Origin of the sequence: Waltera sp. (assembly GCF_046969025.1) — a bacterium.
In the GTDB taxonomy this organism is placed as follows: Bacteria; Bacillota; Clostridia; order Lachnospirales; family Lachnospiraceae; genus Acetatifactor; species Acetatifactor acetigignens.
The window spans coordinates 1-23,532 of the sequence record NZ_JBKVQF010000020.1 but is presented as its reverse complement, the minus strand read 5'-3'; the positions used below and the strand labels follow the sequence as shown (position 1 = coordinate 23,532).

Below are 23,532 nucleotides of genomic sequence, written 5' to 3'. Positions count from 1 at the left end.
ATCTTCCCACGTTCATCTGACCAGTTACATAACCCGGCAGGCAGGAGTCGAACCCGCTTACCGGAAACGTTTCCTGTAAAAAAGGCATCCCTCCACTACGTATTATTGTTCATAGCTTCAGGACGCCTTTCTATTCTCTGTATTCGTTCTGCACCAGAACGTTTTCATCATTCATTTGTCACAGAACCGGAACAGATCATCTTCCCAAACTTATTCAGCGGGTACGGAAACACCTTCTACCAGCTCATCCAGGGCTGCCTGGATACCTGCTTCATCATCAGCCTTCAGCTGACCCTGAGCTACCTTCTCACCAAAAGTCTTGGAAGGATCCCAGTACTTGCCGCCAACGATCTGAACTACACCATAAGCGGACTGCTCAGACAGAGCTGCAATAGCGGTATTGGAAGAAACCTCCTCGGAACCAGCTACATTGATATTGGAAGGTCCGATCTCTCTCTCTGCGAAACGGATTGCCTGGTTGTCTTCGTTGGTAATCCAGTCAGCCAGCAGAGTTGCCCAGCCTGCATTTGCAGAATACTTGTTAACACCTACCAACTTGAAGCCTGCTACGGAACCCTGCTGGATCTGCTTGTCACCACAGGTATAGGTAGGAAGCTTGGTAGCTGCGTAGCCTTCACCGAAAGCGGTCTGAGCTGCAGCTGCATCCCAGGTACCGGAAACTACTGCACACAGTTCGCCGGAAGCGATCTGGTTAGAAACATCACCATCAGCGATCGGAAGGAATGCGCTGTTGCCGGCGATACCCAGCATAGCCTGTACAACCTGTACACCGGTAACACCATCAGCGCTGGTGCCGTTCCAATCCATAGCAGTACTGCCGTCATCGTTCAGTGCAGTAGTAAATCCTGCGCCATAGAAGAAGGAAGCATTGTACCAACCGGAAGCAAAAGTCATACCAACCTTCTTGCCAGCCTTCTCAGCTGCTGCAAGTAAGGTATCCCAGCTCTGTGCATCTTCGGGAGTTACTAACTCGGAATTGTAATATAAGAAGTAACCGTTATCAGCACTCATAGGGAATGCATACAGTGTGCCGTCCTTGGTTGCTGCGTCTACAGAACCGGGAGCGTTTGCACTCTTGACATCAGCTACGCTCTTGCCAGCGTAAGCTTCCAGAGCTGCGTCCATATCATCAACAGACTGCAGAGCACCTGCATTTACCAGATCGATCAGCTGATCAGATGCGAAAGAATACACATCAGCAGCAGCCTCAATATCGGTTAAAACAGTATCCTTAGCTGTGGACTCGGATTCGGTACCAAGCTGGATATCGAAGTTTGCATAATCTGCGTAATGCTCCTTGAAGGAATCGATCATGCCCTGTAACATGGGCTGATCTTCCTCAGCACCCCACATTCTCAAGGTAACGTCCTGCTTCTCAGCGGGAGCGGTCTGCTGTGCAGCCTCGGTGGTGGTTGCTGCTGCAGAAGTTGCTGTGGTATCTGTTCCGGCATTTGCAGAAGCATCAGAGTTTCCACAAGCTACCAGAGAGAATGCCATAGTCAGTGACATTGCTAAAGCGACTAACTTTTTCATTTTGTTATCCTCCTGTTTTGTTTTGCAAGTTTGTGCGTATTGCGCAACCGCTTGTCTACGATAATAGTTTAGCAACATTTCCTTATGTTGTCAATTTATAATAATGACTGATATTGAGATTTAAAATTGTGCATTTTGCACAATCATGCTTTGAAAGTCTTGATTTTACTTGGTTTTCAGCACATCCTTTTTTTGAAAAAAAATGCTTTTTTTATAATTTTTTTGAGCAAAATTAAGGAAAACGTTTTTCCTGATCATGATTTTCACACTCTTGTCAGCCTTTTGTAGACTCCTTCAGGATGATCTCATAGTCCAAAAGTGTTTTGTCAGGTACTGTTTTGCCATGGATCATATCCAACAGCACCTGACAGGATCTCCGTCCCAGCTCTGTGATATTGAACTTCAGCGAGGTTATGGTAACCGGATAATTTTCCAGAATGCGGCTGTAATGACAGGATGCCACCTTCATCTGGTCCGGGATGCGTACACCCATGCGGGCAAGCTTTCTGACTACCTCATCGCAGATGTAGTCATCCTGACACAGAATGCACTCCACACCGCTCTTTTTCAGCTCTTCCACTGCCTTTTCCACCATGGCTTTATTGCTTAAATCCGTGTACACCAGATCCTGGTTCAGCTTGCGCTTTCCCTTGCGGTAGGCTTCCTCATATCCCTGATACCTGCAGCGGTTTACCATCTGATCCATATTGCTTCCCAGGTAGGCAATATTCTGGATCCCTTTGGCGAACAGAACCGTCACCAGTTCCTTACAGGCTCCCACATTATCATGGTCTACCTGTACAACATCATCATCCGGGAATTTCCCCACAGCCACAAAGGGAATCTGCTTCTGTTTCAGGAATTTAACGTATTTGTCGTTCTCATAAGTTCTGGTAAGAATCATTCCGTCCACTTTCCGGTTCTGGATCAGCCGCTCCAATGGTTTGGTATCGTTTCCGTTCGTCGTGACCACGATAATATCATAATCATTGGCCTGTGCCACTTCTTCCACGCCATACATACAGGTATGGAAAAAAGGCATATCCACAAGGGTATTGACCTCCGGCAGGATAATGGCGATATTATTGGTCTTGGATTGTGCCAGGCTCTGTGCTGCCGCATTGGGATAAAAGCCATGTTCTTCTATGTAGTCGAGAATCCGGTCTCTGGTAGCGGCTCCAATACGGCCTTTTCCGGAGATCGCCCTGGAAACTGTGCTGGCAGACACCCCCAGTTCCCTCGCCACATCATGGATCGTCATTGTCTTATCATTCCCAGAATTATTGTTCATACCTTCATCACGCCTTTCCGTGACCTGCAACCTACAGATTGCAGGCACACTTTCCTCCCCATCCTTGCGCAATCCGTTATTTTCATACCTCTTTATTGTCACAATATGCGCAAACGATTGTTCTTGTTTATAGTATCATCTTGTGATGTAGCTTTCAATGCATCTTTTTACACAAATTGCCTCCTCATTTCTATACAATAGTTACAAAACAATCAAGTTTCTTGAAGTTATTTAACCTGTTTTGCCGCATTTTGTTCCGGAACTGTTTCCAATCTCATTCTTTATGATACTAATTTTCCAGGAGACTCTCCGCCACGCACAGTTTCCCATACCCCACCCGGTCATTGGGATATTCAGTCTCCCCCCTCAGTGGTCTGGCTCCTTTCCTGAAATATGCTTTTACTTTTTCGCCGTAGAGGAAGGGATCATTCCCCCGTACAATGCCCCATTCCATCAAAAGGGCTGCTGCCCCGCTGACAATGGGTGTCGCAAAAGAGGTCCCGGTCACGGGAGTAAAGCTTCCGTACACATCCGGAGCCTGGATATTCACACCCGGGGCCACAAGATCCGGCTTGGTCAGTCCCGCAGCTGCCACGCCGATGGTACGGGTACTGTCTGCATAGCCTCTGCCGGAAAAATCTGCATAGGTATCATAGACCTGGTCATAGGCTCCCACGGTGATCACCTTGGCTGCGGTAGACGGAATGGTCAGTGTCACCTGGGGTGTGGCACGGTAGAATCCGGTACTCTCCCCGATTCCGCTTCCCGCTGGGAGATACAGATAATATTGTCCTGTCACGGTCACTACCGGTTCCAGCCGGATTGTCCAGATCCCTGCATTGATGTAGCTTCCCTCTGCCGGGATCATGTCCAGATAGATTTCCTGTGCCACCGCATAGGGCAGAGGCTCTCCCAGATAAACCAGTATTCTAGTCTGTTCCAATTCCAGCGTGTATTTTCCTCCCTGGATATTTGTGGACAATTCTGCTTCCTCACCTCCCGGGGCCTGCAGTCTTATCCGGAACACATCGCTGTAATTTTTCCATAGCTGTATGTTCAGGTTTCTCTCATAATTGCCCACAGCCAGTTCCACGCGGCCGTCCCTTGTTATATTGCCGGCAAAATGTCCTCTGGCGGCTCCTTCGTTGCCGCTGCCCACGCATATCACCGTCCTGCCGATCTCCGAAGCATTGTCCAGGAACCTCTCCAGCAGAGAACTTCCATCGTGGGAACCGTAGCTGTTGCCGAAGCTCAAATTGATGACAAGAGGCATATTTAACTGTCTGGCTTTCCGCAGCGCATAAGTAACGCCTCTCATAATCTCCGTGGTCCGGGGAAAACCTTCCTCCCTGGGAAGTCCCAGTTTCACGATGATCAGTTCCGCCTCCGGGGCTGCCCCGGTATAGAGACCGTCCGCACTTCTCCCGGCGGCAATCCCTGCCACTGCCGTTCCGTGGCCGGTCAGATCCCTGCTGGGGATCAGGCCGTACCGTTCCAGTACACTGCTGTTCAGTGCCCGGTTGATTTCCTCCTCCGTATATTCAGTCCCGATGGGAAATCCATCCGGTGTCCTCCCATATCCCGTATCGCCCGTTTCCTCCGGCATTATCTGATTCTGTGGCAATGTCGGATTCCGCAGCGTCTCCTGCTCCCGTGATGCGGCCTGCTTTCCCGGAATCGTCTGATCCCATGGTATCGTCTGATCCCATAGATACCGTATCCTCGTACTGCCATCTGCCTTGCGGAACACCTCCAGATCCCAGGTGATTCCGGAATCCAATACAGCCAAAAGAACGCCCCTTCCATTCAGAAAAGGCGTTCTTCTTGTCACCGGTGGAAAGCAGGATGCGCCGTCCGGATCTGTCTGCTGATAGTAAAACCGCTTAGGCTTCTCCACATACTCGATCTCCGGAGTCTCCGATACGATATCTACCAGTGTCTCCGGTACCGTAAGGATCGCATATCCGGCAATCAGCTCTTCCACCACAATATTCTGTTCCCGCAGTCCGTCCAGACTGCCATGATATTTTACGATCAGCTCCCAGCTGCGGCTCTCCGCACTGTAACCGACATTCAGACTTTCCGTCTGTTCCCGTTCTTCCTCCGGGGTCTCCAATGCAAGATTCAGGATGTTTTCCAGTTTCTGGTCCATGGGCACTCCCCATTACTTCCGCTTCTTACATCTTATGTCCCATGTGGGAAATCATTCCGGAAAAGTCAGGTCTTACGCCTCCTTCGGAATCTGTCCATCCACATGAAGGATATGGTTGATCAGCCAGTCTGTCAGGTAATTCAGAATATCCATGATCTGCTCATCCTGATTTTCTTCATCTTTCTCATGCTGATCAATAAATTCATCCAGTTTGTTGATAAATTCCTGATGCTGAATCTTCTGGGTAAAAATCTTTTTGTACTGGATGGATTCCATATACGCTTCTTCATCTGAAAAATGTTTTACGGTATAATCACGCAGTTTTTCCAGAATTGCATCAATCTTGTCATACTTGTCCGGTGTAAACTCTTCCTGCAGCAGTTCGTATGCTTCACTGGCATAGTCAAACAACTGTTTATGCTCCTGATCGATCATGTCAATTCCAATATAGTATTCCGGTTTCATTTCAAACATAACTTCAGCCTTCTTTCGTATCTTTTTTGTATCTTTTCCTGTATCCTAAATATGCACTTTTCGTGCAGAACTTTCAAGTGCTTCCACGCTTTTTATACTTTTTTAAGAATTCCCGCTGCCAAAATCATTCGCCCCAGAATTCCTTCAGCGCCCGGACCGCATATTCCGTATCCTTCATGCCTGCTGTCTCCACAGCGGAATGCATGGCCAGCTGAGGCAGTCCGATATCCACGCTGGACACTGATACATGTGCGGTGGAAATATTGCCGAGAGTGGAACCTCCCGCAATGTCGGAACGGTTGGCATAGGTCTGGTAAGGTACCTTCGCCCGTTCGCAGTAATCCTTCATCCTTGCCGCGGAAATACCATCGGTGGTGTATTTCTGGCTGCCATGATATTTGATGACGATTCCGCCGTTTAGATACGGGCGGTTGGCAGGGTCTGCTTTTTCCGGATGGTTGGGATGTACCGCATGGGCATTGTCCGCAGAGATCAGGAAGCTGTCTGCCACCCAGCGCAGATAGGTGCTGTGCCCCTCCTGCAGTCCCTCTGTGATCCGCTGTAAAGTATCTTCCAGAAAAGTGGAATCGGCGCCCTGTCTGGTACCGCTTCCTACTTCTTCATTATCAAATACTGCGCAGAGATTGATATATTCTGCAGGCGTACTCTCCGTAAAAGCTTTTGTCAGGGCAAAAGCGCTCTGCAGATCATCCAGTCTGGGAGACAACACGAATTCTCCCTTTGCTCCTATCATTTTTCCTTCCTGTCTGGTGTACAAGAACAGGTCTTCTCCGAGAATCGTCTCAGCGTCCACGCCTGCCGTTTCTGCTGCCAGCGCTGCCAGCGTTGGCTTCTCTACTGTTTCCGGCTGTTCTTCAGCATTCTCCGATGCAGTCTGTGCATCGTGTGCGTCAAATGTTACATCCGCCAGCAAAGGAAGCAGATCCACCTGGGGATTGTACTCCACACCCTTGTTCATTTCCCGGTTCATATGAATGGCCACATTGGGGATCACGCAGAGATCTCTGTCGATATTCACCAGTCTGCCCTCTATACCGTTCCCGTTCTTCACAGCCAGTCTGCCAGCGACGGAGAGTGGTCTGTCCAACCAGGTGGACAAGATCATGCCGCCGTATTTTTCGGTGTTCAGACGCAGATAATGCTCCTCCACGGTCAATTCCGGCTTCTCTTTGATCTTAAAGCAGGGGGAATCACTGTGGGCTGCTGCCATATGAAAGCCCCTGATGCCGACCTCCTTTTCCGGAATCACAAACGCAATAACGGAAGAATCATTGCGCTCCGTATAATACCGTCCGCCCTTTTCCAGTTTCCATTCTTCCTTTTCCTGTAACTGCTGAAAGCCTGCTGCCTCCAGCATCCTTCCGATATTGGCCACTGCATGAAAACAGGTAGGACTTATTCTTATAAATTCCAGCATCTCCTGTGCTGTCTTCCGAAAATCATTCATTCTGTTCACTTCATCCTTTCCCGGGCCGTCTGTCTGCCTGCGCTGTTCGTGCCCGGAACCATTAGCGTTCCGCACGCATGGGATTATTGAGGAAATCCTCATAAGTCAGACGGATACCTTCTTCCAGCTCCGTCGTATAATGGTAGCCCAGGCTTTCCAGTTTGCTGACATCCAGAAGCTTTCTGGGAGTTCCATCCGGCTTGCTGGGATCCCATTTGATCTCCCCAGTATAACCTACTACCTTCGCTACCAGTTCCGTCAGTTCCCGGATGGTCAGTTCCTTGCCGGTTCCCAGATTCACTGTCTCATCGCCGCTGTAGGTATTCATCAGATACACGCAGGCATCTGCCAGATCATCCACATAGAGAAATTCCCGCAGTGGGGTTCCTGTTCCCCAGCAGACTACTTCCTTCGCGCCGGATACTTTTGCCTCATGGAAGCGGCGGATCAGCGCCGGAAGCACATGGCTGTGGGTGGGATGATAATTGTCGTTGGGCCCGTACAGATTCGTGGGCATGACACTGATATAATCGGTTCCGTACTGTCTGTTCAGGAACTCGCAGTATTTCAGTCCGGAGATCTTCGCCAGTGCATACGCCTCATTGGTTTTCTCCAGCTCAGAAGTCAACAGGCAGCTCTCCTTCATAGGCTGCGGTGCCATACGGGGATAGATACAGCTGCTGCCCAAAAACATCAGCTTCTTGCAGTTGTTCTGCCATGCCGCATGGATCACATTCATCTCCAGGATCATATTTTCATACATGAAATCCGCCAGTGCCTCACTGTTGGCCATGATGCCGCCCACCTTGGCTGCGGCCAGGAACACATAGTCCGGCTTCTCCCTGGAAAAGAATTCCTCCACGGCATCCTGTCTGCACAGATCCAGTTCCTTATGGCTGCGGGTGATGATATTGGTATATCCGTTTCTCTGGAGTGCTCTACAAATAGCACTTCCTACCATACCCTTGTGGCCGGCTACATATATTTTTGCGTCTTTTTCCATGATATTACAGTACTTCCTCTCTTTATTTCTCCTGTTATTCCGCGGTTTCCTTCAACACTACCGCTTCAGCCTTTGCCAGCTTCAGATCGTGCTCTGCCATCAGACGGCACAGTTCCTCGTAGCTGGTTCTCTGGGGATTCCATCCCAGCACCGTGCGGGCCTTCGTCGGATCTCCCCACAGATTGACCACATCCGTGGGACGGTAAAAGGCCTCGCTGACCTCCACCACCACCTTGCCGTTGGCCTTGTTGATTCCTTTTTCATGGATACCGCTGCCCTGCCATTCCAGTTCGATTCCCACATAATGGAATGCCAGTGTGGTAAATTCTCTTACGGTATGCTGTACACCGGTGGCAATAACGAAGTCCTCCGGCTTGTCATACTGCAGCATCAGCCACATGCATTCCACATAGTCCTTCGCATAGCCCCAGTCTCTCTTGGAATCCAGATTGCCCAGATAGAGTTTATCCTGGATACCGCAGGCGATTCTGCCGGCTGCCAGTGTGATCTTACGGGTAACGAAAGTCTCTCCCCGGCGCTCGGATTCATGGTTGAACAGAATGCCGTTGACTGCGAACATATTATACGCTTCTCTGTATTCCTTCACGATCCAGAAGCCGTACTGTTTTGCCACCGCATAGGGGCTGTAGGGATGGAACGGGGTGTTCTCATTCTGAGGCACTTCTTCCACTCGGCCATAGAGTTCGGATGTGGATGCCTGATAAATACGGCAGGTCTCGGCCAGTCCCACCATACGCACAGCCTCCAGAATCCGCAGCACGCCCAGTGCATCTACATCTCCGGCATATTCCGGTGCCTCAAAGCTTACCTGTACATGGCTCTGGGCGCCCAGATTGTAGATTTCATCCGGTCTGACTTCTCCGATGATGCGCACCAGGCTGGTGGAATCTGTCATGTCTCCGCCATGGAGAACGATCTTGTCCTCCCGGATCAGATGGTCGATACGACCGGTATTGCTGATGGAAGATCTGCGGATCAGTCCATGCACTTCATATCCTTTTTCCAGCAGGAACTCTGCCAGATAAGAGCCGTCCTGTCCGGTAATTCCTGTAATTAATGCTTTTTTCATTCTTTGTCCTCGTCTTTCTCTTCAGCTGCTTACGGCTGAAATACAATAGCGTGGGCACAGGCATCTGCCTTATCCTGTCCACAGAATACACCGGCGATCGCCAGACCAAAGGGAATGGACGTTCCCATTCCACGGGAAGTGATCACGTTACCGTCCACTTCCACGGGGCCTGCAGTCACAGCCGCACCTTCCAGATGATCCTCGAAGCAGGGATAGGCGCATGCTCTCTTCCCCTTCAAAATTCCTCTGTGTCCGAAAATACTGGGTGCCGCACAGATGGCCGCAATGTATTTTCCTGCTGCATAAAAAGCATCGATCTGCTGCATCAGGGGCTCACAGGCCTCCAGATTCTTCGTTCCCTGTCCGCCACCGGGCAATACCAGACAATCATATTCCTCAAAATTCACCTGGGACAATGTCATATCCGCAGTCACCGGAATCTTATGTGATCCCATCACCTGTTTTTCTTCCGTAATGGACACCATATCAATGGTCAGTCCACATCTGCGGCAGATATCCACTACCGTCAGACCTTCTATTTCCTCAAACCCATTTGCCAGAAAAATCGCTATCTTACTCATGGTTTTCCCTCGCTTTCCGTTTTGTTTTCTGTCTCATTTGCAAGTCATATACTCTGACTTTGCACAGTTATGATTAGTATACACAATTTGGAAGCGTAATTCAATTCCCATGGGCAGATATTTGCAGATTTCACTGTATTTTCAAGGAAAATCATGTTATACTAAAGAAGTGTTTTTAAGTCTTAATTACAGAAGCGAGGCATTAATACTATGGAAATCGAGCGAAAGTTTACCCTGAAATCCTTACCCGACAATCTGGAAAGCTATCCTTCTCATCATATCGAGCAGGTATATCTGAATTATAATCCTGTGGTCAGAGCCAGAAAACAGGATGATGAATATTATCTCACTTACAAAGGCAGCGGCATGATGGCCAGAGATGAGAGCAATCTTCCGCTGAACGAGGCATCTTATTATCATTTACGGGAAAAAGCCGATGGCAGCGTAATCTCCAAAAGACGCTATCTGATCCCTCTGGAGCATCCCGGATTCAAAGAAGGCTTTCCTACTCCTCCGGCAGATTATTCCCTGACCATCGAGCTGGATGTTTTTGATGCCCCCTTCGCCCCTCTGATCATGGCAGAAGTGGAGTTTGGAAGTAAAGAAGCAGCAGAGGCTTTCGTCCCTCCCGCATGGTTTGACAAAGATGTCACCTACTGCAAGGAATACCACAATTCCTATCTGGCTCTGGAGCTGCATCACGCTCCGGAAAATTCCTAAAATGTAACTGCAGTCATTCAAAATGCACGGTAATTCCCCATCGGGAATCCCGTGCATTTTATTTTTTCTGTCTATACCACTGTAAAACAGCGGATACTTTCTTTCAACTGTCCCACTGCACCGGTCAGATCATCCACCGCATAGGAAATATCCTTCATCTCCTGCTGTAATCCCCGGTTGTTGTTCTTTACCACCGCCAGCTTTTCCGTACTGTCCTCCACGGTTGCTTCCATCTGTGAGTTAGCACTATTGACATTCTGCAGTACCGACAACAGTTCATCGATCTTCTGTCGGAATTCATTCATCATCTCATCCACATGATCCGCAGCCTCATGATAATTTGTGCCCGTATCCTCCAGAGCATCGTAATCTCTCATGACTCTGGTATTCACAAAATCCAAAAGTTTTGTAGCATTTTCGGAAAGTTCTTCCACGCTTTCCACTACCCGGTTACTTATCTCCTGGATATTATTGGCTGACTCTCTGGAGCTGTCTGCGAGCTTGCGGATCTCCTCCGCCACGACTGCGAATCCCCGGCCTGCTTCTCCTGCTCTGGCAGCCTCGATAGACGCATTCAGTGCCAGCAGATTCGTTGTTCCAGCAATTCCCAGGATTTCTTCCGTCAGTTCCGTGATCTTGTGGATCTGCCTGCTGTTGGCGATGGACTCCGTCATTGCCGTGTCGATCTCCTTCATCACCTGGGTTGCCTCCTGCTTACTCGCCACCGCCGTTGCCTTCATTTTTCCGGCCCTATCCTTGATATCCGCCGCATAATTGCGTCCATCCTGTGCCACCTCCAGCATGTTCTCCACCGTGGTATCCAGCACCCCGGTATCCTGTTGCACCCCTCCGATAGCCTCCGTGACAGACTGCATGCCACCAGCCATCACTCCCAGCTTCTGGGTGGTGTCCTCCGCAGTGGCATTTACCTTTTCCACATTGGAGATAATACCGGTCTGTTTTTCCTCCATATGTCCGCAGCTCTCGGTAATCGCCCTTATGATGGTCTGCATCTGCGCTACCAGATCATTGATGGCCATGGATAATCTGCCGACTTCATCCCCCGATTTCACCCGGATCCGTCTGGTGATGTCACCTCTGTTATTGCGAATGCCTTCCACCAGTTCATCCACCTGCCTCGTAGCATATTTCACCGGACCGATGACCCAGATCCGCAATCCCAGCATGATCACCACGACTACTGCAAGCAGTACCAGACTTGCCACCGCCACGATCATGGGCACTCTGGCCGCACTCTGCTCCATCTGTCCCTGTGCCTGTGCCATCTGCTCTCCGGTGATCTCCAGCATCTGATTCATATAGCTTTCAATATGTTCATTGAACATCGGCAGATTCGATGTGGCAGACACATAAGCCTGCGTCTTATTCTCTGCACTGGTGACCAGCAGACTCTCCACGGTCTTTTTGTATTTTGCCAGTTCCGCAGAAGCACTGTCAAACGCCTCTCTCCGGGCATCCCCCTCAGACAGCAGTCCTTCGAACTCCGTCATCTGTTGTTCCATATCAGTGATCTCCTGCAGGATCTTATCCGACAAATTTTCCATTGTCACACTGTTGGTGGTCATGACATGGGTCAACACCTGCCCGTTAATGTAAGTAAACTGTCTGGAAAGCTCCGAGATTTTCTCCTGTTCAGCCACCTGACCGGCCACGATTTCATCGTTGGTTACAATGACCGATTGCAGCGTCTGCACCAGCACTCCCATACAGCTGAGTGCAGTAACTGCCAGCAGCAGCAAAAGTGCCACGATCTTGACTCCGATCCCGACTCCTTTTTTCTGCTTTCCTTCCCGCTTCTTCCGTTCTTTTCCCTTATTCATGCTCTTCTCCTCCCAATACCATCAAAAGGGCCTGCAGCGCATATGCACCGGGCCCTTTTGATTAGATATGTAGAAATTAATTCTTGGCAATTAATTTTCCACCACGTTTGGATACAACATCGAAGATAACTGCTGCCAGAAGTACCAGACCCTTGACTACCTTCTGCATATTCTGATCGACGCCCATCAGAGACATACCCAGGTTAATAACACCCATCAGTACAGCACCTACGATAACTCCGGGTACAGTTCCGGTTCCGCCGTATGCGGAAGCACCGCCGATGAAGCAGGAACCGATGGCATCCATTTCATAGTTCTGTCCGTATGTCGGCTGTGCGGAAGTCATACGTGCAATGGTTACCATACCAGCTAACGCTGCCAGGAATCCCATGTTCATATAAGCCAGGAAATAAACCTTGTTGGTATTGATACCGGATAATTTGGTGGCCTTCTCATTACCGCCCACTGCGTAGAAATAACGTCCTACAGTAGTGTTGGAAGTGATGTAACCGTATACCATGATAACAATCAGTACCCAGATCAATACACTGGGAATACCTTTGTGCTGTGCCAGACGATAGCTGAATGCCAGAATCACTGCAGCGATCACTACGATTTTGCCGATCGTGGAACCCATGCTGGGAGCTTCGTATCCTTTTTTCACCTTGTCGGCTCTATTCTTCAGCTGTAACACTGCAAAGATCACTGCAGCGATCACACCGGCAAATACACAGGTCAGATTGATGGGACCATTACCGAAGAAATCGGGAATATAACAGTCAGCACCGCCACCGAACAGATTTACGAATGTAGTGCAGTCCTTAATGGATACGGTCATACCCTGCAGGACTACGTTGCTTAATCCTCGAAAAGCCAGCATGCCGGCCAATGTCACGATGAAAGGCGGGATTCTCACATAAGCGATCCAGAAACCCTGGAAAGCACCGATCAGTGTACCGATAACAAACATGATCAGAATAGCCAGCCACATGTTCATTTTCATGTTGACCATGAGTACCGCTCCGATGGCACCGACGAAACATACAACAGATCCAACGGACAGATCGATGTTACCGCCGGTCAGGATACATAACAGCATACCGGTTGCCAGAATAAACACATATGCGTTCTGCGAGATCAGACTGCTGACATTCATGGGAAGCAGGATTGCTCCTCCGGTTCTCCATGCAAAAAATGCCGTAACCACGATCAGTACGAGGATCATGGTATATCTTTTTATAAAATCGAGGCCCTTTGTTTTATTCATGCCAATGCTCCTTTCTTACCGGCTGATAATATCTTGGACATGATAAGCTCCTGTGTTGCCTCACTGCCCGCCAGTTCTCCTACTATTTTTCCTTCGTTCATTACATAGATCCGGTCGCACATGCCAAGAATCTCAGGCAGCTCCGAGGAGATCATGATAACCGATTTTCCTTCTGCCACCAGTTGGTTAATGATGCAGTAGATTTCGTATTTTGCACCAACATCAATACCTCTCGTCGGCTCATCCAGGATCAGGATATCCGGATCTGTGAACATCCATTTTGCCAAAAGTACCTTCTGTTGATTACCGCCGCTTAAGTTTCCTACATTCTGCTCCACAGTTGGACATTTCGTATTCAGTTTGTTCTTATAGTCTACCGCCACATTGTACTCTTTGTCTTTATCAATAACAGTATGTCTGCTGATGGCATCCAGATTTGCCAGAGTTGTATTAATCTTGATCGGGTTGCTCAGAATCAGTCCGTTGCCCTTTCGATCCTCCGTCACATATGCCAGATGATTTTTGATGGCTTCCTGTACAGTATTCAGCTGTACTTTTTTGCCGTTGATATACAGTTCGCCGCTGATGTTGGAACCATAACTTTTGCCGAACAGGCTCATGGCCAGTTCCGTTCGTCCCGCACCCATCAGGCCGGAAATTCCCACTACTTCACCTTTTTTCACATTAAGATTGACATTATCCACCACCTTACGGTCAGAATACAGTGGATGATGCACGGTCCAGTTTTTGACCTCCATCAGGACCTCTCCGATCTTCGGCTCTCTCTTCGGGAATCGGTCGGCGATCTCTCTTCCTACCATTCCTTTGATGATCCGGCTCTCGGTAATATCATCTTTTCCCTTCACAAGTGTTTCGATGGTAGATCCGTCACGAATGACGGTGATCTTATCTGCCACATAAGAAATCTCATTCAGCTTATGAGAGATGATGATGGATGTCATTCCCTTTTTCTTGAGTTCCAGCATCAGATCCAACAGTGCCTTGGAATCCGTCTCATTCAGAGAGGCAGTAGGCTCATCCAGGATCAGAAGTTTTGCGTTCTTGGCCAGTGCCTTCGCAATCTCTACCAGCTGCTGTTTTCCTACGCCAATATCCTTTATCAATGTCTGGGGGCCTTCCTTCAGGCCTACGGTCTTCAAAAGTTCTGCCGCCCTGGCATTGGTTTCATTCCAGTTGATTTTGTACTTATGTCCCCGTTCATTGCCCAGAAACATATTTTCCCCGATCGTCATATAGGGAATCAGTGCAAGCTCCTGATGAATGATTACGATACCCTTTTCCTCACTGTCCTTGATCTTATCAAATTTGCAGACCTCACCGTCATAGATGATGTCCCCTTCGTAAGACCCATACGGATATATACCGCTCAATACATTCATCAATGTGGACTTTCCTGCGCCGTTTTCGCCTACAAGTGCGTGGATCTCTCCCTCTTCCACCTGCAGGTTTACATTGTCAAGTGCTTTTACACCGGGGAATGTTTTGGTTATATTTTTCATTTCCAATAAGATTTTTGCCAATGGTATTCCTCCCAAGTCTTATTTCCACATTATCTAATCAAACCGTTCTATTTTGCTTTCCCATGAATACGGCAGGCGGGAAACGCCCGCCTGCCGTAAGGATCCCGCAGGATCCATATTATTTTATAAAATTACTGTAAATCTGCTTCTGTGTAGTAACCGGAATCGATGAGCAGCTCTTTGTAGTTGCTTGCATCAGCGAATACGGGCTCGCACAGGTAAGAAGGAATGACACCGGTACCATTGTCATAGGTTGTGGTATCGTTGACAGGTGCTTCGCCGCCCTTCATGACTGCGTCTACCATCTCTACTACCTTGGATGCCAGAGTACGGGTATCCTTGAAGATGGACATGGACTGTTTGCCGGAGATCATATTCTTAACGTTGGGCTTATCGCAGTCCTGACCGGTAATGATAGGCCACTCGCCGGTGTAGTTAGCTTCCAGAGAGTTAGTTACACCCAGTGCAGTGGAGTCGTTGGAGCACAGAACGGCATCCAGCTTGGTTCCGTCTGCATAGTTAGCGGAAATGATAGCGTCCATTCTGGACTGTGCGGTCTCAGTAGACCAGTTAGCGGTTGCAACGGTTTCGAAATCGGTCTGTCCGGATTTTACTACCAGCTTACCTGCGTCAATGTAGGGCTGCAGCACATCCATGGCACCGCCGAAGAAGAATCTTGCGTTGTTGTCACCGGGATCACCGGTTACCAGCTCGATATTGAAAGGTCCTGCTGCATTGTCCAGATCCAACTGATCTCTGATGTATTCACCCTGTTTCGTACCTACCATGTAGTTATCGAAGGTTGCGTAATAAGTAACTGCATCGGAGTTCATGATCAAACGGTCATATGCGATAACCGGAATGTCTTTTTCCTTTGCCTGCTCCAGAACGGTTCCAAGAGAGTCACCGTCGATGGATGCGATGACCAGAAGTTCGCAGCCGGAATTGATCATATTCTCGATCTGGGATACCTGTGTGGGAATATCGTTAGATGCGTACTGCAGATCTACATCATAGCCTGCTGCCTCCAGCTGAGCCTGCATGTTGCTACCATCCTGATTCCATCTCTGCAGATCCTTGGTGGGCATTGCTACACCGACCTTACCGCCGCCTGTTGCACCAGAAGTCTCTGTCTTTGCTTCTGCGGAAGTCTCCGTCTTATTGTCCGTTGCCGGTGTGGTTGCCTGCTGTCCCCCATTGGATCCACATCCTGCAAGCATTGTAACAGCCATGGCTGTTGCCAGAAGTGTGCTTAATAATTTCTTCCTCATAAAAAGTAACCTCCCTTGTTTGGTTTGTTTTTGTTGACAAGTAGAGAATACCATAGATCAAATAGCATGATTTTATGACCTTCTGCACTTTTCTGTGCTGTCCGGAAGGCAAAAATAAGCTGTGCTAGCAATATTTTGTCTGCAAGCACAGCTATCTTACCAATTTTTTCCTGTTCCTAGTTTTCTGCATTCACGATCCCGTCAGGGCATTTCGGCAGGGACATTCAGATAGACATCTTCCTTCAGATGGAATCCACTGCCTATGATCACATCATTGATATTGGTCTTATCCACGCTGATGGGTTCCAGTCCGATATAGGGCACCTGATAGTTTCCGCTTTCTATCGTCACAGTCTCTTCTGGAAGCTCCTTTCCTTCTGCCAGAAGCACGGCACATTCCGCAGCCTTCTGGGCCAGCTTCTCCACTGGCTTATAAACCGTCATGACCTGTGTTCCTTCTACGATCCGCTGACAGGCTTCCAGATCGGCATCCTGCCCAACGACCATGATGTCTCCCGCCATCCTCTTTTCCTTCAGGGCATGCACCACCTTACTGGCCAGATCATCGTTGCCACACATGATGGCATCCGCTTCCGAGACAACATCCATATGGTCATAGACATAGGCCGCTGCGAGCTCCGCTTTCCATCCGTCCGCATGCATGGAATCCAGGATTGTCACCTGATGATCCTCCATCACCTTCCGGAATCCTTTCTCTACCATAGCCACGTTGCTGTCCACCGCAGAACCTCCCAGCATCAGCACTTTTCCACCAGACAGCCCGTTATCCACCAGTGCTTCTCCCATCATGGTGCCGACGCGCTCGTTGTCGAAAGTGATATACAGATCAATATCCGAATCCATGATCATTCGGTCGTAGGCGATGACTTTAATCCCTGCTTCCTTCGCCTTTTGCACCTGCTCTGCCAGCCCCTCGGAATCAATGCAGATGATGACAATAACGTCCATTCCCTTATCAATGAAATAATTGATCTGTTTCTTCTGCTGTTCCAGATCCCCGTTGGCATTCTGTACATTGACCTCCGCCCCCAGTTCCTTGGCTGTAGATACGAAGATATCCCGGTCTGTCTGCCACCTCTCGATGACAAAAGAATCGAAGCTCATGCCGATCTGGATCTTCCGGTCCTGTGCGGCATCCCCGGACGTTTTACTGCTGTCCAGATTACCGCAGGCGCCGAGTGTCAGCACACAGACAAGCACAACCGCTGCATATTTCCACATTTTTTTCATTTTACACACTGCCCTGTTCATATATTTTTCCCCGATTCTCCTTATAGACCGTCGGAGTGACCCCCACGTTCTTTTTAAAGCTGCGGCTGAAATAATTCGGATCTGAATATCCCGTTCTGACGCAGATCTCCTTCATGGAGCACTCCGTGGTCTCCAACAGTTCCTTTGCCTTATCCATTCGCAGATTCGTCAGATATTCGATGAAATTCTCTCCCGTGGTTTCCTTGAAAAGCTTGCTGAAATAATACGGGCTGATATTGACCTCTCTGGATACATCATCCAGGGAAATGTCTTTGTGGTAATTATTCTTAATGTAATTTTTGGCCATTTCAATGATACTGCCGGACTTCTCTTCTCTCTTGTTCAAAACATTGCGGCAAGACTCTTTTACCTTTTCCAGGAACCAGGTCTTCATGGCCGATGGCTCTGCCATCTCCATGACCTGCGGCAGATAATCCGCCCGGGAGTTCAATTGATAAGTCATACCGCCTTTCTCATAGGCAATGTGTTCCGACCACAGCACAAATTCCAGGATCTTCAGGCGCATGTTCATCAAATCCGATCCGATGTCCGTCATCCAGTCAAAAAATGCCGCTGCCGTTGCCGAAGCATTATCGATGTCTCCGTCCTCAATCTCCGCAAACAGCTTCTTCTCCAGTTTCACCGGATAGTTTCCGGCAAATTCGCAGCGGATCGGCAGATCATCCACATGAGCCACACTGCCCGTGGATGCCACCAGTGCATTCAGCGCCTCGGTATAGGACTCTGATGCCATGAGAAAATCCTTCGGTCCTCCGATGCCGATACGGAAGCTGATATCCGTACGCTTGCGCATGTAGCGCACCAGTTCCCTAGCTTTCTCGATCAGTTCAATACGTTCGTTGTAATCCATTATTTCTTTTTCGTAAGGAACCAGCACCGCCAGCTTATTGGCCATCACCGTTCCCACGATACAGTCAAAGTGTTCCTTCAGACAATCCCTTACCTCCTGATAATGCTTCTGCATCCGGACACTGCTGCCCACTGCGTTCGTCATATGATTGCCCTGCTGCTCGTCACCGCTGACCACCGCGATCATATAAGCATACTGCCGCGTAATCCCCAGAATGGAACGGTAATTCTCGATATCCTCCCTGAAATGCTCCTGCAAGAGAATATTGTGGATCAGTCCACTTTCAATAATGGGAACCACTGTCTCCAGCTTTTCCTTGATCAACAGCTCATTTTTCCGCTTCAGACGCTCGGCATCGATATTTTCCATGGCCTTGCGAAGAGCGTTCACGATCCTGGTCTTCTCCATGGGTTTGGTGATATACTCCATAACTCCCAGCTTGATTGCTTCCTTGGCATAGTCGAATTTATCATAGGCCGACATCACAATAAACACCGTGTGATTATTGGTCCTGCGGATCTCTTTCATGGCATCGATGCCGTTGATCCCCGGCATCTGGATATCCATGACTGCAATGTCCGGTCGAAAGCTCTCCGCCAGTTCGATGACACTCCTTCCGGTTTTGGCATACTGCACTTCACAGATATCCTTAAATTCTTTCTCAATAATGAACTTCAGGGAATCGATCACGATTCCTTCATCATCTGCCAACATGATCTTATACATCTGCTTTTTCTCTCTCCTTTACCGGAAGATACAGGATCACTTCCGTGCCCTGGTTCCTGCCATCACTGCGGATCGTCATGACATCTTCGTTCTGGGTGAACAGCTTCAGTCTTGCTATGACATTTCCCATGGCGATACCGTTGGAACCGGAGCTCTGCCGCTTTTCATGGTAGGTTCCGTTCTTCAGCTTCTCTATGATCTCCGCATCCATACCGATGCCGTTGTCCCGGATACTGATGACCAGCGTATCTTCTTCCCCGTGATACACCTTCAGCCAGATCCGTCCTTCTCCACTCATCTCCCGGATACCGTGATTTACACAATTTTCCACAATGGGCTGCAGGATCATGCTGGGCACGGCACAATCCAACAGATCCTCCGAAATCTCCTTTTCATAATGAATATCTCCGGAAAAGCGGACATTCAGGATATAAATATAATGATCGATCAACTCCAGTTCCTCCCGGAGCGTGACGATATCATTGCCCTTTTTCACATTATAGCGGAAGAAATCCGCCACATTCTGTATATAATCATAGGTTCGGTCCGCCCCCTCCATCATCGCCAGCTGAGCTCCGGCATTGAGGGTGTTGAACAGAAAATGGGGATTGATCTGCGCCTGCAGATATTTCAGCTGCGCATCCTTCAGATGGGATTCCATCAGAAGTTCCTTCTCCATCAGTGAACGCTGGATCTCCATACTCTGCCGCAGTCTCTCCAGATATTGTCTGATACTGATAACCATCTGGTTGAACGCTCCGGTTACCACGCCGATCTCATCCTCCGACTGCACCGGCAGAAGTTCCGTATCAAAATTTTCACCCGCCACTTCATTGGCCATTACCGTGAGCCTCTTCAACGGACTGATGATTTCTCCCGTCAGTTTTACCACAATGGCCACGCTGATCACTGCCACGATCGTCAGGGTAATGACACTGAACAGTTCAAAGCTGCGGAATGCCACTGACAGGCGGCTGTAGTTCTCGGAATTACTGCGGAACTGTTCGTTATTCAGACTATATATATAAGTATTTATGTACTCATACATCTGGGTGGCATTTTCATAGCGCACCCTGTATTTTTCCACGTTTCGTCCTCTCTTGGCTTCGATGGTCTGCCCCACCAGATCCAGATACTCCTCAGACATATGCCGGATGCTACGCTCCATCCGTCGAAAGGTGGCTTCCGTCACGTCATCACTCAACCCCTGTACCATCTGGGCATAAATCTGTTCACTGCGATAGAATTCCTCCAGGGAATCACTGGTCTTGGAATCCAGATACTCTGTCATGCTGTCCTGTACTGCCGTCAGGGCATCCGACAGTTCATTCAGCCGCAGATTCCCCTGATAGACCATATCGATTTCAGAGGACATGCTGTTGATGCCAAGGATCAGAATTACCGTCACCGCAAACACCACCAGATTTACCAGAATAAAAATGCTGCTCATCTTCGCCTGAAGAGACAGCTGCCGAAATTTCTTTGTCATACCCCGCCTCACTCTGCCTCTTCCTGTTTGCCTAAATACTCTTCCACGTTGCTCTGATCGATCACGGTAACATCTGCCGTAAAATACTGGCTCGTATAACCGTAATTGTAATATTCCTGCAACGCATCCACACAAAATGCCCCCATCTGTTCCGTGTCAATGGAGATCGTTGCTGTGATGACATTGCGTTCGATGGCCTTTAATATAGTATCCGTGTCATAATATCCGAGAATGGCGATCTCTCCCACACAGTTGTAATCCACCACAGCCTGGTAGACACAGGTCGTACTCAGTTCGTTCAGACAGATGATAATATCCGGAAGAGTCTGATCCATAAAAATATCCCGGATGGACTCCTCAACGGAGAAGGTATTGGTGTCATCCACCGTGATCAGAGACATCTGGATCTCCGATCCCTGAAGCTTCTCCTGTTCCAGAGCATCCTGAATTCCGGAACACACGATATTCTGGGTAGAATTCAGTGCGTGAGCATTCATCAGTACCGCTACCTTTAACGGATCTTCTGTATCCTCTGCCGCTGCCAGTTTCAGCACCTGTCTTCCATACTCTCTTCCCAGATTATAACTTCCCACACCCACAAAGCTGCATCTGGCACTGTGGGTATTGTCTCCATACAGGGTAACTACCGGAATTCCACGGTCTACCGCCTCATCAATCAGCTCCGACATCTCGTCACTTTCATCGGATTCCACCAGAATACCGTCCACACCGGATGTCATGGCGATCCGCATAAGGTCGGATCTGGAATATTCCTGAGACAAGTGCTCCCCCAGCAGGTCCACATATACATTTTCCGCCTGCCCCCGCTCATAGGCTCCGCGGTATACCGACTGCCAGAAGTCCGGCTTCCGATCCTCCGTGATCATCACATAATACTGGTCATATTTTTCCTTTTCTGTTACTTTATGAAACTCCCGCACATAGGAACGAAAAATAATTGTGCATATCGAAATGACTGCAATGACAAACACCAGAAACCCTATAATGATCCCCTGGCCTCTGTTTCTGCCCATTTTTTCAGCCTTATGACGCATATGTATCTCTCCCAAACCGGAATCCCTGACAGAATTCCGCCCAATCTACTGTTAAAGATACCATATAAAAATGCTATTTTCCACATTCATGCAAAAAAGTCCAAAAATATACAGATAGTCCACTAAAAAATGCTAGTCCCCGGAACTAAAATACGGAAGGCTTATCGCCTTCCGTATTTTTATACTCTTGCATATAATTTTGCCATTTTATAAATCTTCTTCGCCAGCTTTGGATCCAGTGCATTCTTATCCATACGCCATTTCCAGTTGCATCCCAGAGTGGAGGGAGTGTTGATCCTGGCGCTGCTGTCCAGCTCCAGATAATCCTGCATGGGAATGATTGCGGTATCCGCACAGCTGGACAATGCTGCCCGGATGATCTCAAAGCAAAGCTTCTTGTCATTCTTATGTCCCAGATATTTCTTTGCAAATTTCTTGTCCTTCTCCGGCATATTCTGTAAGAACCCCACCGTAGTATCGTTATCGTGGGTTCCGGTATAGACCACACAGTTCTTGTCATAATTGTGCGGCAGATATTCACTGTCATTTCCGGCATCAAAAGCAAACTGAAGAATCTTCATTCCGGGATACCCGGTCTTCTTCACCAACCGGATCACGCTGGGAGTCAGAAATCCCAGATCTTCCGCGATCACTTTCTTCCTGCCCAGTTTCTTCTTCATGACATCGAATAATTCGTAACCGGGGCCTTTTTCCCAATGGCCGTTCTCCGCCGTCGGATCTCCGTAAGGAACGAACCAGTATTCATCAAAGCCGCGGAAATGATCAATACGAAGCACATCATACAGCTGATAGCAATAGGCGATCCGCTGCATCCACCACGCATAACCGGTCTTCTTATGATAACTCCAGTCGTAGAGCGGATTACCCCATAACTGTCCGGTCTCGGAGAAACAATCGGGTGGACATCCCGCCACTCCGATGGGCCGGCCTTCCTTATCCAGCTGGAACAGCTTCGGGTTTGCCCAGGTATCGGCACTGTCAAATGCCACATAGATGGGAATATCCCCTACGATCCCAATGCCTTTCTTATTGGCATAGGCTTTCAGTTCTTTCCACTGTTTTGCAAACAGGTACTGTTGGAAGCAATAAAATGCGATTTCTTCCGCCAGCTTCTTACGGTATTTGCGAAGTGCCGCTGCTTTTCTTAGACGGATGTCCTCGTCCCATTCCATAAAGCAGACACCGCCAAAAGCATTTTTCACCGCCATATACAGAGCGTAGTCATCCAGCCAGTACGCATTTTCCGTAAGGAATTTCTGATAGTCTCCGGTCTCTGTAAGGCCCTGTTCCCTGGCATTGTCAAACGCAATTTTCAGGACTTTAAAACGGGACAGATAAATCTTCTCATAGTCCACATAATGCTCATTGTCTCCGAAATCATAGCTGTCACAGATCTCTTTTGTCAGATAGCCGTCTTCGATCAGAAGCTCCAGGTCAATATAGTAGGGGTTCCCCGCAAAGGTGGAAAAGGACTGGTACGGAGAATCGCCGTAGCCGGTAGGGCCTAACGGCAGGATCTGCCAGAGATGGTTGCCTGATTTTTCCAGGAAGTCCACAAAACGGTAACTTTCCTTACCGAAAGTTCCGATACCATATGCCGAGGGAATACTGGATATCGGCAGCAGAATTCCCTGTTTTCTTACATTTTTCTTCATAGCTTTTGTATTCCTTTATATTTCTGTGCTTTCGTACATTACTTATCCGATGCTCTCTGATTAAAAAAATAACTATTCAGTCCTTGTCATGAGCTCTGAATAGTTATTTCGAGTGGAAGCAAGGGGGCTCGAACCCCTGACCTTTCGCGTGTGAGGCGAACGCTCATCCCGGCTGAGCTATGCTTCCATA

General features: G+C 48.6%; 18 protein-coding genes and 1 tRNA gene. 1 reads left to right on the top strand and 18 read right to left on the bottom strand.

Going from position 1 to position 23,532, the window contains the following annotated elements; all coding sequences use genetic code 11:
* Positions 1-210 precede the first annotated feature (210 nt).
* From ACLTOH_RS11295 to ACLTOH_RS11260, 8 genes are all read right to left on the bottom strand, one after another.
* The gene (locus ACLTOH_RS11295; RefSeq protein ID WP_227733148.1) at positions 211-1,554 is read right to left on the bottom strand and encodes an extracellular solute-binding protein; all 1,344 of its coding nucleotides are present in this window, start codon (positions 1,552-1,554) and stop codon (positions 211-213) included.
* A 274-nt stretch (positions 1,555-1,828) separates the two neighbouring features.
* Entirely contained in the window at positions 1,829-2,845 is a 1,017-nt protein-coding gene (locus ACLTOH_RS11290; protein ID WP_227063544.1) for a LacI family DNA-binding transcriptional regulator, read from the bottom strand.
* A 289-nt stretch (positions 2,846-3,134) separates the two neighbouring features.
* Positions 3,135-4,997, bottom strand: coding sequence for a S8 family peptidase (locus ACLTOH_RS11285; RefSeq protein WP_412224134.1), 1,863 nt, complete (start codon positions 4,995-4,997; stop codon positions 3,135-3,137).
* 72 nt (positions 4,998-5,069) lie between these two features.
* Positions 5,070-5,471, bottom strand: a complete 402-nt coding sequence (locus ACLTOH_RS11280; RefSeq protein ID WP_022312079.1) for a bacteriohemerythrin — start codon at positions 5,469-5,471, stop codon at positions 5,070-5,072.
* Positions 5,472-5,595: 124 nt separating this feature from the next.
* Positions 5,596-6,939, bottom strand: coding sequence for a M18 family aminopeptidase (locus ACLTOH_RS11275; protein WP_412123949.1), 1,344 nt, complete (start codon positions 6,937-6,939; stop codon positions 5,596-5,598).
* Positions 6,940-7,000: 61 nt separating this feature from the next.
* The gene (locus tag ACLTOH_RS11270) at positions 7,001-7,942 is read right to left on the bottom strand and encodes a GDP-L-fucose synthase family protein (RefSeq protein ID WP_022312081.1); all 942 of its coding nucleotides are present in this window, start codon (positions 7,940-7,942) and stop codon (positions 7,001-7,003) included.
* Positions 7,943-7,976: 34 nt separating this feature from the next.
* Positions 7,977-9,032: a GDP-mannose 4,6-dehydratase gene (gene gmd / locus ACLTOH_RS11265; RefSeq protein ID WP_022312082.1), complete on the bottom strand. Its 1,056-nt coding sequence runs from the start codon at positions 9,030-9,032 to the stop codon at positions 7,977-7,979.
* 29 nt (positions 9,033-9,061) lie between these two features.
* A complete protein-coding gene (locus ACLTOH_RS11260) occupies positions 9,062-9,613 on the bottom strand; it encodes a DJ-1/PfpI family protein (protein ID WP_412123939.1) in 552 nt (183 codons plus the stop codon).
* Between the two features lie 210 nt (positions 9,614-9,823).
* Here ACLTOH_RS11260 and ACLTOH_RS11255 point away from each other — a divergent pair, with 210 nt between their 5' ends.
* Positions 9,824-10,333: a CYTH domain-containing protein gene (locus ACLTOH_RS11255; protein ID WP_117465915.1), complete on the top strand. Its 510-nt coding sequence runs from the start codon at positions 9,824-9,826 to the stop codon at positions 10,331-10,333.
* Between the two features lie 71 nt (positions 10,334-10,404).
* Here the strand turns inward: ACLTOH_RS11255 and ACLTOH_RS11250 are convergent, their stop codons facing one another.
* The 10 genes from ACLTOH_RS11250 to ACLTOH_RS11205 all read right to left on the bottom strand — a co-directional run bounded on the left by ACLTOH_RS11250 (position 10,405) and on the right by ACLTOH_RS11205 (position 23,529).
* A complete protein-coding gene (locus ACLTOH_RS11250; RefSeq protein ID WP_337630262.1) occupies positions 10,405-12,174 on the bottom strand; it encodes a methyl-accepting chemotaxis protein in 1,770 nt (589 codons plus the stop codon).
* 76 nt (positions 12,175-12,250) lie between these two features.
* The gene (gene mmsB / locus ACLTOH_RS11245; RefSeq protein ID WP_227063538.1) at positions 12,251-13,441 is read right to left on the bottom strand and encodes a multiple monosaccharide ABC transporter permease; all 1,191 of its coding nucleotides are present in this window, start codon (positions 13,439-13,441) and stop codon (positions 12,251-12,253) included.
* On the bottom strand, positions 13,438-14,982 hold the full coding sequence (mmsA, locus tag ACLTOH_RS11240) for a multiple monosaccharide ABC transporter ATP-binding protein (RefSeq protein ID WP_022312086.1): 1,545 nt from the start codon (positions 14,980-14,982) through the stop codon (positions 13,438-13,440). The genes mmsB and mmsA overlap by 4 nt, the downstream gene beginning before the upstream one ends.
* A gap of 131 nt (positions 14,983-15,113) precedes the next feature.
* A complete protein-coding gene (chvE, locus tag ACLTOH_RS11235) occupies positions 15,114-16,253 on the bottom strand; it encodes a multiple monosaccharide ABC transporter substrate-binding protein (RefSeq protein ID WP_412224132.1) in 1,140 nt (379 codons plus the stop codon).
* Positions 16,254-16,454: 201 nt separating this feature from the next.
* Positions 16,455-17,504 carry a sugar ABC transporter substrate-binding protein gene (locus ACLTOH_RS11230; protein WP_022312088.1) on the bottom strand — a complete coding sequence of 350 codons (1,050 nt, stop codon included), beginning with the start codon at positions 17,502-17,504 and terminating at the stop codon, positions 16,455-16,457.
* Position 17,505: 1 nt separating this feature from the next.
* A complete protein-coding gene (locus tag ACLTOH_RS11225) occupies positions 17,506-19,122 on the bottom strand; it encodes a response regulator (RefSeq protein ID WP_227733152.1) in 1,617 nt (538 codons plus the stop codon).
* The gene (locus tag ACLTOH_RS11220) at positions 19,115-20,611 is read right to left on the bottom strand and encodes a sensor histidine kinase (RefSeq protein WP_412224130.1); all 1,497 of its coding nucleotides are present in this window, start codon (positions 20,609-20,611) and stop codon (positions 19,115-19,117) included. Before ACLTOH_RS11220 ends, ACLTOH_RS11225 begins: the two co-directional genes overlap by 8 nt.
* An 8-nt stretch (positions 20,612-20,619) precedes the next feature.
* Positions 20,620-21,645: a substrate-binding domain-containing protein gene (locus ACLTOH_RS11215; protein WP_182427029.1), complete on the bottom strand. Its 1,026-nt coding sequence runs from the start codon at positions 21,643-21,645 to the stop codon at positions 20,620-20,622.
* Positions 21,646-21,845: 200 nt separating this feature from the next.
* Entirely contained in the window at positions 21,846-23,342 is a 1,497-nt protein-coding gene (gene malQ, locus ACLTOH_RS11210) for a 4-alpha-glucanotransferase (RefSeq protein WP_227733154.1), read from the bottom strand.
* Positions 23,343-23,455: 113 nt separating this feature from the next.
* Positions 23,456-23,529: transfer RNA gene (locus ACLTOH_RS11205), tRNA-Val, on the bottom strand.
* Positions 23,530-23,532: the final 3 nt, after the last annotated feature.